The organism is Pandoraea sp. NPDC090278 (assembly GCF_044772185.1).
Lineage (GTDB): Bacteria > Pseudomonadota > Gammaproteobacteria > Burkholderiales > Burkholderiaceae > Pandoraea.
The window spans coordinates 403,009-416,652 of sequence record NZ_JBIVYJ010000004.1 but is presented as its reverse complement, the minus strand read 5'-3'; the positions used below and the strand labels follow the sequence as shown (position 1 = coordinate 416,652).

At 54.6% G+C, this 13,644-nt stretch carries 10 protein-coding genes and 1 pseudogene; 6 read left to right on the top strand and 5 right to left on the bottom strand.

Going from position 1 to position 13,644, the window contains the following annotated elements:
- Positions 1-87 precede the first annotated feature (87 nt).
- From ACIQWO_RS16960 to ACIQWO_RS16940, 5 genes and pseudogenes are all read left to right on the top strand, one after another.
- A complete protein-coding gene (locus ACIQWO_RS16960; RefSeq protein WP_402826341.1) occupies positions 88-849 on the top strand; it encodes a hypothetical protein in 762 nt (253 codons plus the stop codon).
- 153 nt (positions 850-1,002) lie between these two features.
- Complete coding sequence (locus tag ACIQWO_RS16955; protein WP_402826338.1) at positions 1,003-2,430, top strand: DUF1254 domain-containing protein; 1,428 nt, start codon at positions 1,003-1,005, stop codon at positions 2,428-2,430.
- 110 nt (positions 2,431-2,540) lie between these two features.
- On the top strand, positions 2,541-4,034 hold the full coding sequence (locus tag ACIQWO_RS16950; RefSeq protein ID WP_402826335.1) for a DUF1254 domain-containing protein: 1,494 nt from the start codon (positions 2,541-2,543) through the stop codon (positions 4,032-4,034).
- A 112-nt stretch (positions 4,035-4,146) separates the two neighbouring features.
- Positions 4,147-4,368: pseudogene (locus ACIQWO_RS16945) on the top strand (transporter); the annotation flags it as partial.
- Between the two features lie 221 nt (positions 4,369-4,589).
- On the top strand, positions 4,590-7,496 hold the full coding sequence (locus ACIQWO_RS16940; protein WP_402826332.1) for an autotransporter outer membrane beta-barrel domain-containing protein: 2,907 nt from the start codon (positions 4,590-4,592) through the stop codon (positions 7,494-7,496).
- Positions 7,497-7,592: 96 nt separating this feature from the next.
- On the opposite strand, the gene ACIQWO_RS16935 is transcribed toward ACIQWO_RS16940, so the two are convergent.
- The 3 genes from ACIQWO_RS16935 to ACIQWO_RS16925 all read right to left on the bottom strand — a co-directional run bounded on the left by ACIQWO_RS16935 (position 7,593) and on the right by ACIQWO_RS16925 (position 10,219).
- Complete coding sequence (locus ACIQWO_RS16935) at positions 7,593-8,405, bottom strand: hypothetical protein (protein WP_402826329.1); 813 nt, start codon at positions 8,403-8,405, stop codon at positions 7,593-7,595.
- Positions 8,406-9,089: 684 nt separating this feature from the next.
- Positions 9,090-9,980: a hypothetical protein gene (locus tag ACIQWO_RS16930; RefSeq protein WP_402826326.1), complete on the bottom strand. Its 891-nt coding sequence runs from the start codon at positions 9,978-9,980 to the stop codon at positions 9,090-9,092.
- Positions 9,981-9,997: 17 nt separating this feature from the next.
- Positions 9,998-10,219, bottom strand: coding sequence for a hypothetical protein (locus ACIQWO_RS16925; protein WP_402826323.1), 222 nt, complete (start codon positions 10,217-10,219; stop codon positions 9,998-10,000).
- 453 nt (positions 10,220-10,672) lie between these two features.
- Here ACIQWO_RS16925 and ACIQWO_RS16920 point away from each other — a divergent pair, with 453 nt between their 5' ends.
- Positions 10,673-11,080: a RidA family protein gene (locus tag ACIQWO_RS16920; protein WP_402826320.1), complete on the top strand. Its 408-nt coding sequence runs from the start codon at positions 10,673-10,675 to the stop codon at positions 11,078-11,080.
- A gap of 155 nt (positions 11,081-11,235) precedes the next feature.
- On the opposite strand, the gene ACIQWO_RS16915 is transcribed toward ACIQWO_RS16920, so the two are convergent.
- Both ACIQWO_RS16915 and ACIQWO_RS16910 read right to left on the bottom strand, forming a co-directional pair.
- Positions 11,236-12,783, bottom strand: a complete 1,548-nt coding sequence (locus ACIQWO_RS16915; protein WP_402826317.1) for a DUF1254 domain-containing protein — start codon at positions 12,781-12,783, stop codon at positions 11,236-11,238.
- Positions 12,784-13,051: 268 nt separating this feature from the next.
- Positions 13,052-13,561: a flavin reductase family protein gene (locus ACIQWO_RS16910; RefSeq protein ID WP_402826314.1), complete on the bottom strand. Its 510-nt coding sequence runs from the start codon at positions 13,559-13,561 to the stop codon at positions 13,052-13,054.
- Between the last annotated feature and the right edge of the window lie 83 nt (positions 13,562-13,644).

Here is a 13,644-nt window from a genome sequence, read left to right as displayed (position 1 = left end):
ATGTCAAGAAAAGTGAATGCAGGGTCAAGCCCGGTTTGTTGGCTGCGGTCGCGAACCAAATGTTTCCGGTCGCTTTCGCGGAGCTATGTGTTGCTGCTGGCGCTTTCGATAGGCCAATCCGCAATAGCACAGACGAGCGCCGATGACGCAAACAAGAGCAACAACCCGCTGAATCTCGCTGCATCGTTCAACGTCCAAAACTTCTACACGCCCAGCCTGTTTGGCGTGGGAGGTCACACGAACGACCTTTTATTGCGCCCAACGATTCCTCTGGGGCCGAATGGCCTTGTTCCAGTGCCTCAGATTTTTCGTGTCACGGTGCCCGTCAGCACTCGTCCGGACCCGAACGGCGGGTACAAGACCGGGCTGGGAGATATCAATCTCTTCGACATTTTCCTGCTTCATTCTGGAGAGACGGAAATCGGCGTGGGTCCGCTGGTCACGCTTCCTACCGCCACAGATAGAACACTCGGCACCGGGAAGTGGCAGGCTGGATTGTCTGCGGTCGTCGTCAATGCAAACAAGCAACGACTGCTCGGCGCGCTCGTCCAATGGCAGCATTCGTTCGCTGGCCAGAGCGACCGTCCAACGGTGCAATCGCTCACCACACAGCCATTTCTCATCTGGAACCTCCCGGAGGGGTGGTATCTCCGGTCCACGGGAACTTGGACTTTCGACCTTCAGCATGGGAACTACTACATCCCAGTAGGGCTGGGTGTCGGCAAGGCATGGAAGGGCGGGACCACGATTTACAACCTTTTCATCGAGCCGCAGTACTCGGTAGCACACTCAGGCAATGTACCCAAGTGGCAGATATTCGCCGGGTTGAACATGACTTTCGGAAAGTGAGCCGGCCGACGAGCAGCGTGTCTTGATGCAAGTAATTTCATAATCATTGCGGAGAACATGATGAGGAATCGACTTTTCAGTGTGTCCACAAGTCTTTTGGTGATTTCCACCATCGCGTGTGCGCCATCCTCATTTGCGCAGGGGACTTTCAGGATGACGACGCCGCTGCCGCCACAGATTCTCACGACCTCCCCCACACAGACACGACTCGGTCAACTCGAATTCACTGACGGTGTACCTACCCAAAAGACTGCGCAGTTGGTTTACGACAATCTTGATTTCCAGCGCGGCGTTGAAGCGTTTCTGAGCGGAATACCTGGGGCATCCCTGGTTGCAATGCGAAGCGGCCTACGAAAGCTTGGTCCGGACAATGGGACCATCGCTATCTTCGAAACGCTAATGGATTCGAAGTCACTTTTCCTGACGACAAACACGGAATCGGTGTACTTCTTTGGGTGGCTTGATTTGAAGAACGGCCCCGTCGTCGTCGAAGGCCCCCCTAATGTGCTGGGTGTGATTGATGACTTCTGGTTTCGCTATATCTCGGACTTTGGAAACGCAGGTCCGGACAAAGGCAAAGGCGGCAAATATCTCGTCGTGCCACCTGATTTCAAGGGAGACTTGCCAGCCTCTGGCTACCATATCGTCAAATCTGCTACGTATGGAAACTGGCTGGTCGGACGGGGCTTTCTTCAGAACGGGTCGTCTGGTCCGGCGGTGGCAAGCATCAAGGCGCATTTGAGGGTCTATCCGTACTCGCAAAAAGGCAATCCGCCGCAAACGCGATTCGTCAACACGTCTGGTATGTCGATGAACACTATCCATGCCAACGACGTGACGTTCTATGACGAGGTCAACCAGATTATTCAGGAGGAGCCCGCCGGTGCCTATGGACCGGATATGACCGGGATTTTTCGTTCAATCGGAATAGAGAAAGGCAAGCCGTTCACACCTGATGAACGGATGAAGAAAATCCTGGTGGACGCGGCTGCAGTTGGAAACGCCACGGCCCGGGCAATCGATTTTGCAAATCGAGACAAGGCCGCGCGTATTTACCCCGACAGGCATTGGAATACACCCTTTGTTGGCGGTAGCTATCAGTGGCTGGCAGATGGCGCACGCAACTTCGACGCGCGCACGATGTTCTTCTACGCGGCGACCGTCGACACGCCGGCCATGGCAGTTGCCATGCCAGGTGTTGGCTCGCAGTATGCCTCATCAAATACTGACGGCAACGGAGTGCCATTTGATGGGGCGAAGACCTACGTGCTGCACGTTCAACCAAACGTTCCTGTGAAGGACTTCTGGTCCATCGTTCTGTACGACACACAGTCCCGCTCGATGCTGCAGACGGACCAGCAGTTTCCCAGTGTTTCCAGCCAAAAAGACCTTGTGAAGAATGCCGATGGTTCCTATGACGTCTATTTCGGCCCGAAGGCGCCCGAAGGGAAAGAGCGGAACTGGGTCCAAACTATTCCTGGCAAGAGCTGGTTCACCATCTTCCGTCTCTACGGTCCGCTGGCACCCTGGTTCGATAAGTCATGGAAGCTTGACGATATCAAGGAGTTAGCGAGCAGATGAGCGGCGCTGCGTTTAGCCCGCCACCGATGCAATCCGTCTGCGCCTCTCCACTCAGGATGCGCCGAGTCGTAGCGTCTTGATAAACCGCAACACGCAACCGGGAGCACTTCATGAAGCAGAAGCACTGGCATAGACGCGCTTGCACTGTATTAGTCGCTACTGCATTGGCGCTGCCGGCGATAGCTCAAGCAACGGCGGCACGCACTGCAGCCGAGACATCACCCAACGAGAAACCTCCTCCAGGCCCGGTAGCAGGCACGCATCTTCCTGAGGCCTACGTGCGTCAGGTCGGAAAGCTAGCCTACTTATGGGGCTGGCCGATGGTGAATATCTACAATCGGTACATGGTCTTCTCAAAGGTGCCAGAAAACGGTTTAGGCGATGGCGTCTTGCCGGTTGGCCCACTGAATCGGCTCACCATGCTTGTCGACTACATCAAACCTGAAGAGCGTGCAGTTGCGACACCGAATCAGGACGTCGTCTATGGGTTTGGCATTCTCTCGCTCGATAAGGAGCCTGTAGTTTTTCAGGTGCCCGATTTTGGTGACCGATTCTGGGTCTACCAATTGGGTAACCAGCGAACCGACACGCTCGGTGGTGTTGGCAAAATGTATGGCACGAAACCTGGGTTCTACGTGGTAGCCGGGCCAGGTTGGAAGGGAACTGTCCCCAAAGGTATTAAGGGTGTATACCGCTCGCCGACCAATATCGGATACATCATCCCACGCGCATTCATGGACGATACCGCAGAAGACCGCCAAGCTATCCGGCCGCTCGTGAATCAGATTGTGTCGTATCCGTTGAGCGAGTTCGATGGCAAGGTCAAGACCAAGGACTGGAGTTCTATCCCCAAGCTATCAGACCCTGCGGGTGGCACTCAGGGAAGTGGTGGGGAGACGCAATGGGTTAAGCCTGAAAAGTTCTTTGACGAGCTCCCACAAGTCATGAAAGATGTCCCACCCCAACCGGGCGAAGAGGCGTTGTATGCGTGGATTAACTCACTGCTTTCCGCGGCTACTAAGGACCCTAATGTAGCGGAGACGCTTAGGCAATCTGCGGTCGAGGCCGACAAGGAATTGGTCACCGGGATGCATAGCTATTACTACGCCGGCGTTCCGGTGGGGAACAACTGGATTGCGCCACAGAACGGCGCACAGTTCGGAACCGACTACTTCAGTCGTACCGCGGCGGCCAAGGCAAACATTTTCGTAAACCCGAGAAGAGAATCCGCATATTTCGCGCAGGAATACGATGGGCAGAACCAGAGATTAACTGGCGAGCACGAATATCGGGTCACTTTCCCGAAGGGCGAGCTACCTCCCGTCAATGGCTTCTGGTCCGTCACGCTGTACGACGAAGCCCATTTTTTTGCGCCCAACGAACTCAACCGATTCTCGTTGGGAACGAAGAATAAGGACTTGAAGTACGCCGCAGATGGCTCCCTCACGCTTTACGTTCAAAACAGACGACCGAGTGACGACAAAGTTTCAAATTGGCTGCCGACGCCCAAAGGAGCATTCGAGCTATTCATTCGGGCCTACTGGCCGAAAGACAGAATCATGGGCGGGCAGTGGTCACCGCCTCAGGTAGAGCGGAGCAACTGAGTTCGGAACTAACATGAGACGCTAAGGGAGGCTGGGGCTTCTCTTAGCGTCGCTTTGGGCGAGACTCGCCGTGCGTTGTTTGGACGAAGACGTTGGGTTTCCGTCTAGTGATGGGACAGTTTCGCAGCTTGGCAACGACAGCGGCCCGCCCGCAGACCGGTTAAATGGTTTCGTCGGTCGCGATTTCACCTTGGGCCCCATCGTCGCGTTCGACACCAAGATTGCTGGGAAACATCCACGCTCCGCAAGTCTTCGATGGGTGCCCAGCATATCCAGCACCAATCGCCTGAAGAGCACCACCACGGTACAGGCGACAGCAATCCTGGCGTTCTAGGGCGCAATTCAGTCGGCTCTCCGCTCCACTGGAACCTGGATTTTCGCCCTTCAACATCGGAACTACTACATCCTCGTCGGGTTTGGTGCAGGCAAAGCATGGAAGAGCGGCACGACCATCTTCAACTTATTCGTCGAACCGCAATACTCCGTAGCCCACTCGGGCAACTTTCCGAAGTGGCAAATTTTTGCTGGATTGAACATGACTTTCGGAAAAATGAAATGAATCGCAAGCTCAAGGAACGCTCCGTTGTTTTCGGTAATGGGCGGCAACCACATTTGACCGCCGTTTCCGCAGCATGCGCCGTAGCCTTGAGCGTTACGGGCGTGGATGCATACGGACAGGCACTCCCTCCATCAACTGCGATATCCGTACCCGCCGGGACAAATGCCATATACACGAGTGGCACACAAAATTCGGCCACTGCGGTGCGTGTGAGCTCATCGGCAGGAAAAACCACGACACTTACGTTCGCCCCCGTGAGTGATATGTCAGTAACCAGCCCCATCAACACTGCAATTCAAATAATGGCGACGGGAGCTAATTCAATCGCCACTTTCAACATTGATTCAACCAGTGGTTATGGCGTTTCCATTCAGGGGATAGGCGGGTACTCATTCGGCGTTGTTGTCAGCGGCACTTCAGGCGGACAGGCCAGTGCGAATTTGGGTACGGGAACACGCATCACGACTGGAGGCGGCGCCTCAGGCGCTGGCTTGTGGGCGACGTCTGGTGGAACAATCGTCGGCGACCGAACGACGATTGTGACGAGTGGGGATTACGGCCAGGGCGCTGGCGCCGTAGGCGGAGGCTCAATCAAGCTATCCAACTCTAGCATCACGACATATGGCATCGGAGCGTACGGTCTGCTGAATCGTGCGAGCCACGGAACCTACGAAGGTACGGCAGCACTCGAATATGACGTAAGCTCAATTATCACGAGCGGGGCCTCGGCTCACGGCATTGATGCCGAGGGGAATGGCGCCACGATTGTGCGAGACTCGACGATAGTGACGTCAGGTACCGGCGCTTACGGTATCCGCCTCGTAGATTCAGATTTTGGCACCGTCTCCACTGGCAACCCGACTCTGACCATCATCTCCACAGGAGGCGGCGTCCCTTCGTCTGTAGCGACAAGTGGTGACAGTGCCCATGCTGTGGTCCTTCGAAATCTCTTTAGCGGAGATACAGCTTCATTGAACGCGACCGGAACGACGTTCCATGCGCAAGGAAGCAATGCTTACGGCTTGTTTATGACCGGGGTACCAGGCTCACATGAACATGCGGCGTTCAGTGCCTCAACGATTCAAAGCAACCAGTCCGACGCCATTCACGTTACTGGCCCAGATGCATCAATCACCTTGACGAACGGTTCAAGAGTGATAGCAGCTCAAGGGTTTTCCGCACTCAACGTCAATGCGGACGGCACTTCTGCCGGCAACGCGACGCTCACTTCCGATAGTTCGACACTCACAGGTCGCATTCTTACCGATGCCCTTAGCGTTGCGAACGTAGCCCTTCGCAATGGCTCGACATGGAACGTGACCGGCGACTCTAATCTAACGTCGCTGGAGAATAGCGCCAGCCGGGTCAACATTATCGCGAAAGCCAGTCAAAGCAGCACTCCAACAGCGCCAACGTCGTATACACCCATATTTGTTTCGGGAAACTACACCAGCAACAGCGGTAACCTTGAAATCAATACCTATCTGAATCTCGGCGGTCCACTATCGCAACAGTTCACAGACCGGCTGCTCATTGGCGGTAACGCGTCGGGCACAACATTGGTTGAGGTCAATTCTGTTTCCGGCAGCCCGGGACCAACGACCGCGTATCAAGCTCATACGCTTCGACGCACGTTAGCAGCACCTGAATATCATCTTTTCTCAGCTACGGACGGCATCTCTATCATTCAGGTCGCCGGGAACTCGACGCAGAATGCCTTTGCACTCAAGAACGGCTACGTTACCGCTGGGAATTTGCCGTTCCAGTACCACTTATACGCGTATGGCCCCGGCTCTGAGTACGGTGCCGCAGACGCATCACAGTCATTAGTTGGAACTACTTCCAGCTTCTGGGACTATCGGCTGCAGGCAGCATTTGTTACGCCTGACGGGCCGGTGACTCCCGAAGACCCCGTCCAGCCTGAACCTATCCCGGAGAACGCACGCCCAGAGGTCGCACCACAGGTTGCCTCTTACCTCTCGGCACCGGCTGCACTGTTGTATGCAGGATTGGTTGACATCGATACGTTGCATCGGCGACTGGGCGAAGTCAGAGACGACCGCGCGCTTGGGCGGGACCTCGGCGACGGGGAAGCATTTGTTCGTGTTTATGGTGGACATTTCAACTACAACAGCAACCGTTCGTTCATGCAGTACGGCTACAACGCGAATGGCGACTACAGTGCCGTTCAGTTTGGTGGCAACCTTTTTAAGCAGCGCGACACCGAGGGGATTTGGCGATTTGGCCTTGCCGGGTCCGTCGGCTGGCTGCACTTTGAGCCCGAGGCAGTTGACGGATATAGCGCGACTGCGGGCAATACTTACAGGCTCTCAGGGTACGCGACTTACCAAAGCACTCAAGGGTGGTATGTGGACAATGTGCTCTCCTTCGGTTGGTTCGACGGCAGAGTCAGTACTTCCGCCTACAGTACGGCAATGGACCTGCGTGGACGCGATGTTGCGCTGTCCGTCGAGACCGGCTATCCGATGTCCGTTGGAGCCGGCTTAAATCTTGAGCCTCAGTTGCAACTGGTTGGCCAGCATGTGTCCTTTAAGAATCAGGTTGATTCCGACGGTCTGCCAGTCAATATCGGAAGTCAGAACCAGTTTCTCGGTCGCATTGGATTGCGCCTGACGCGCCCCTTCGAGGTGGGGTCCGGTCGCGTGACGCCCTATGCCGCTATCGATTACCTGCATTCGTTCACTGACGGTACGCAAGTGAGCGTGGCTGGCGTGGGATTCACCAGCGGGAAACTGGGTGACTCGTTGCGATTGTCACTCGGGGCCAACGCGACCATGTCCGAGCGAATGTCGTTGTATGGGCGAATTTCCTGGGCTCAGGACGTGGGGAGCGCTGGTATGCGTGGATGGCTTTTTAATGCTGGAGCGCGGTTTCTCTTCTAAATTGCCGCTCGCATCAGGTTTTCCCTCGAAGGCTAGAAACGTCTGCTCAAACCTATAAGGTAGCAGCTTGCTGCAGACTGCGGCACGCATGTATTGCTATTCAGATGAGTCTTGAGTCGCCGCAGCAACAGGAACCGAGCGCTCTCGCGCGAACGTTGCCTCGGGCCCAAAGAGAATGGCGCTTTCGCCCGTGGGAGCCTCAGGCCAATGGGGGTGAATCAAGGAGCGGCAGTCGACCATGATTTCCTTCACATCCCCGTCCACGCAGTCGCGGTGTGCAGAAAGCTCACAACCGAGAAACGTCACCTCGTCTGGTCGGTTGACGACCACCAGGAAGGCCAGCGGGAAGAACTTCATAATCCAGATGGTCATCGAGTGACCGGACCGGATGTCCAGATAAGCAGCGTCTCTCACGAGCACTTGGTCTCGGTACGGATAGGGCCACCAATAGACTTCTAGACTCGCGGGGAGTGTGGTTCGTCTGTCGGTCAGGTACCGCGCTAGAACTTCGGTAATTTCACCTTTGCCGTACCGCCCCACGCCCTGTGCGCAGAGATGTCCGAGAACCGAGCGCATGATTTTCTGGGGCATGAGCCTCCGATGCGAGATTGGCCATGGCGACGTCATCACTTCGTGCACCCCTACCGAAAACTCAATCAGTGCTGGGTCATCGTAAGCCCCGAGGCCGTTGTTGCAGCCCGCGCATAAAGTTCGGTACTTCACGCCGTTCTGAAACTGACGGAACTTATGAGAAATCGGCTCGGCAGATAGCCTGCTGGCAATGTGGCGAAGCTCCATTTGCTTGACCAGCACTACGCCCTTAGGCGGTGTGTGGTCCTCCGTTAGCGCCCCATAGCCCCCGCAGATGTTGCAAACACCAATTTTCGGCCCCCTCGTTTGCAATAGCATCTCCCCCTCCACTTTCAAGTCTTGCGGTCTTTTGCGTGAAGTTTAGTGCCGGTTCAGCGGGGCTGATAGTCGCTTCAAATCTAGGATACATTCCGCAATCCTAACGCGCCCTAGATGTACACGCCCTCCGAGCCGGGCGCACCGCAATTAGCTTTCGCTGCCTCTTGCGCGGCTTGGTAGGCGAGTATCGACGCGATGGTGGGAGTTTCCTAGTGGCCCGATTACAGCAGCCTCGATGCTCAATCGAAAAAAACTGCAAAGCCAAGCTCAGCAAGCAATAGTCACTTCTAATGCAAAAATAGGAGCGAAAACTGAGCAAACAAACGACTCGCACGATACGCGTGCTTTAAAAAATCCCTCCATCCAAAGACGTGCGAGAAATCTCCTGAAAAATCACGGGCTTGAATTCAATAGTCACGTCTAATGCAATCTACCATGTTAATCGCAATAAAAACGGTAACGGCGTAGCGGGGTCGGGGTGCCCCGTAGGCCACGCTGCCGGGCAGCGGTCAAAGTGTTACGACCGCTTTCGGCCATGAACAGACCCTCGCTAGTTGCTTTGCTCCGACGTTCAGGAGACCGTTCGCGTCAGTAAACGGACATTTAACCGCGGAGAGCCCGCGTCGCGTCGTCGGCCATAATGGTTATGGGGCTATGCACCGATGGACGGTAGAAAAAGACTACTTACCGGACGTCGGGTAAACCAAAATTCACGATACGGGTGCAGGTTGGCAGCGCGTGCAGATACTCCAAGAATCTGTCTTTCGATAAATCAACGTCCGTTATCTCTATTTCCGAGTAGTCGATCTCGACAGGCCCATCCTCTCCTGTGAAGTTAGCCTTCATCATTCTCAATAAATTCAAAGGAGAAATTAGTCTTGGCACTGGCGGGTCATTCCGAAGCGTTGCGTGCAATGGCGCGGAACACCAAGTCGGGTTTTTCCCGAACAAGTTTTCGTAATAAAGATAATGAACCTTTCCGTCATTAAGCTCGGGAGTTCCATTAATCACGGGAACAACATTTAAATCCGTGAGCTTCCGTTTCGGCTCAGGCGGGATGCCTGTCGATTCAAGGAATCGCGGGGTACAATAAGAAACGTCAGCACCTTTGACTCTTGCTAAACGGCATAATGCTTCATGCTGACTAAAGGGGCGAATTTTAGTGCCTTTTGCATACACGTTTCGCCGCGTATCGAGCTTTGCCCGGAAAGAATTAGCTCCCGCAACGTATCCAAATGCACCAATCAGAGTGTCTCGCGTTTCTTTATCCTTTATCTTGCTTAAATTTCCCACCTTCTCCGTGAGTTTGTATTGGTAGAAATAAGCATAAAGAAACGCACTATCTGGTGAGGTTGTACCTGCTATTCGATTTTTCATCCATTCGAAAAACTGATCACCGGTGAATTTGTACGACGAATTATTTCTCGCGAAACCAAGATCGAATCCAACGTGAACTTCCTCTACCCCTGGAACAAAGGTTTCAAACCCATTAGCTGATAGAAGAGTTGAAAAATGCCGCTCCCAAACTGCGTGATAGCTGCGCTCGACCAATCCTTCGTTAAATTTTGCACTCATGCCACTTCCCCCGTGTATTAGAAAATAACGCATGGCGTTGGTTTTTTAGTTCCCTCGCGATCTTCGACGATCATACGCGATTCTATAACCGAGTTGCCTCTCGCCAACAGGGTCATAAACCATTTTTGCACTTTACGTAATTGCTCCAGCCACCGAAGTTCGATTGAAACGTCAGGATTGGAATATGGCCGCAGCACCGATTCGGTGTTGGGATCTTCGAAACGGTCAATAGTAGCCATTCGCCAGGGCTCCGCTCAGGGACCACTGAGGTCGAAGACTCATCCGTGACCTTCCTGCACCGAACGTCCGCTTCGCATTATGAAGCGCCGTTGATGTATCGACGTGCCGAGAGTCTGTCATGGGTCGCAATCCGCCGCTCGTTATCATCGGCGTAACCGACTTTATTCCTTTGCACTACGCAACTCGCTCGCCGCGGCGTGACCGTAACCGTTTGAACGAGGAATGGCGATCCCATTTGTTTTCAAGTAGTTGCTACGCGTCGTGGTAACCGTTTTTATTACTAATATCAGGAGGTGCTGTTAATCAAAAGGCGACGACCGTTTTCGGCCAATCGAAGTGGTGCAGTCCGATGCGACAGATGGCCGCGTCGGCGCGGATTTGACAAGCTTCCGCGTATAGTCGCGTTGACTTGAACACCGAATCGCCCCTCACTATCACGAAGGACCTGTTGCATGACCGACCGAGAAATCATTGTTCCCGATGGAATGGAGCAGATCGTTGAGCGCGCGGGCTACGCGCCAGCCGTCAAGGTAGGAACAACCGTCTTTTGCGCCGGGCAAGTCGGGCGTACACGTGAACTTGAGGTCATCCGCGATCCTGAGGCACAGTTCCTCGCGTGCTGGGAAAACTTAAAGACACTTCTCGATGCGGCAGGCTGTACGTTTGAAGACGTTGTCGAAATGACGACTTACCACGTACAAATGAGCGTACACATGCCGGTCTTCCGCGAGGTGAAGAACCGCGTCTTTCCGCGTGGCACATGTGCCTGGACCGCGATTGGAGTATCGGAGCTTGCGCATCCGGGACTGCTGACCGAAATCAAGTGCGTCGCGATACAACGAAGCGCGGCTAACGTGTAACCGTCCGCTATAGGTTTGAATGCGGCCGTCCGGTGCCAATGTTTGACTGTCTCCGTTAGGTCGAAAGCTGTCGTTTGCCCGTGGCTACATCCACCAGAAACAGACGGCCCCGAGCGAGGGGCCATCAACGTTCCCATGGAATGCTGCATGACGATCTATCGTACCTTCTCGACGTCGCTTGGCTTCCAACTCTGGTCGAAGAACGCCTGCTTCGGCCCGTACAGCCGTAAGATCACGAAAAAGCCTTCACCAGGCACCGTCTTCATCCAGTTCTTGCTCTGATTGGCAGGCGCCGTAGGCCCAAAGTACATATCCAGCGAGCCATCAGCGTTCATATCGGGCTTGTCCATCGTATTGATCGACGGGAAGGGCTGACCGTTGTCCAATCCGGAAGCAGTGTCCGGCTTGTAGACCGTGACCGACCAGAAGATGCTAGCCGGAATGTCCTTGGGCAAATGTAACTTGTACGACTTGCCGCCGGAAAGCGGGTCGCCATCCGAATCGGTAAACGCCACTGGGTACTTCGCCCCCATACCCGCCATGTTCACAGCCATTGCGGGACTTGCTGAATATGCAAGGGCAAAGAATCCTGTGCGCAGATCAAGGTACTTGAATGAGGGGCCTGTGAAGTCGGTATTGGCTGGGAACGGATTTACCCATTTGCGATCCGGATACCAACGTGTGTTCGGGACGATCGGCGGCGGATCATAGGCGATCGCGCGGCCAATTCGGAATGCCGTTTTCCCAGCTTTATCCAAAATGTCGCGCGCATGGTCGTCAGGCTTAAAGGGCTGTCCCTTGACGATTCCGATGCTGGCCAACATACCGCGCATGTCCGCGTCGGCCGAATCGACATATTCGCTGTCGACGAAGCGCGAGAGCATGTCGAATGCGGAACCGTCAGTCGGATAGAGCATGTACGGAGCCGCCGTCGATCCGTCAGGAAACTGCATCGCCTTCGCGGTACTCTTCTTGCCCAGCGGATAGATCCGGGTTCGCATGATCAGATCCACCGGTTCCGATAGATTGGCTGGGTCTTTGAAAAATGCCCGCCAGAACACGAACACGTTGTACGTTTTGGACTTGTAGACGATGTACCCCTTAGGAATCTCGCCCTGATAGTCCGGAGGGATAATCAGATAATTCGCGCCCTTTCCCTTATCAGGGCCAGGCAAGCCTACGTCACCGCACCAGACGTCCTTTGCATAGGGTGCCGGATACCAAGTTTTCTCCTTGACAGGCGCAGGGTTACAGATCGGACGTTGGAAAAAATCGTCCAAAATACCCTGCAGCCCCGGTGGAACCTCCAATACCATCGGACCATCGGTCTTAAGATCCAAATAACCCATCGCATAGATCACGTCTGAGTTTGGAGTCGTGACTTGGGTTTTTGCGTTCAACCGCTCCTTCCAGATCGGGAGAATGTTGTAGCCTTTACCGAACAGCTTCTCCGAGCCTTCCTTCATCGCGAAGATACTCAAGGCTGGCTGCGCCCAAAGATATGACTGCACCGCACGCTGAAAGAGAAGCTCGTCCTTGAGCGTGCGCGAGTCGCTTTGCGAGAGGTAGCCCTCAGTCAGTGGAATTCTGGCCAGTTCATCAAAGCGCGGTGTCTGCGCCCGGACGTTCAAAGCGCTGGTCGATATAACCGATACCATCGCGATCAAGATGACCTCGCGCATCCTCAGCCAATACGATTTCATTGTTTTCTCCTTGTCCGACGAGTCGATGCATTCAACTTGGCAGAGGCAAAAACATTCAGCTGACCCGAAGTGTCAGCTGAATTTTCAATACGTTTGCTTGAAACGAGAGCGATCTTAGGGCGCAGACCATGCGGCATACGCCGCTTCCCCTGAGATGCGGTGAGAGATCGATCCGCAAATGGATTACATCACTTGAACGATAAACAATGCAACACTCGACCGATATTGCTCGCGATTTGATAATTTTTATTACTAATATCACGAGCACTCACACCACTCCGTGATCGCCGATGTTGCGATACTGCCCTTTGAAGTACAGCAACGGCTGATTCGCTGCCGCATCCTGCGCGTCTAACGCCTTTACCTCGCCGATCACAATCATGTGATCGCCTGCGGCGTGCTCCGCGTAGATTTCGCAATCCAGCCAGTGAAGGCTTCCCGGAATGATGGGATTGCCCAGCGGCGAAATCCGCCAGTCGACGCCACGCCATTTGTCCGTGCCTCGTCGGGCGAACTGGTTGGAAATTTCCGCTTGATCTTCCGACAGGATGTTGACGGCGAAGCGTCCCGCCTGACGGATCTTGGGGTAGCTGGCCGACGTGGCCATCACGCTGAACGACACCAGCGGCGGATTCGTCGACACGCTATAGAACGACTGGCAGGTGAAGCCTAGCGGCTCGTCGTCGATGTGCGACGTGATGATCGTGATACCGGAGGCGTAGTGCCCGAGCGCTTCGCGAAAGCGCAATGGCTCGATGGCCGGACGGGGAAGTGACATAGCGGGGGAGAAATACCGGGGGGCAATTCAACTGGCGCAAGCCAACCCGCTCGCCACGCAAACCGATCCGTTCAGATCGGTAG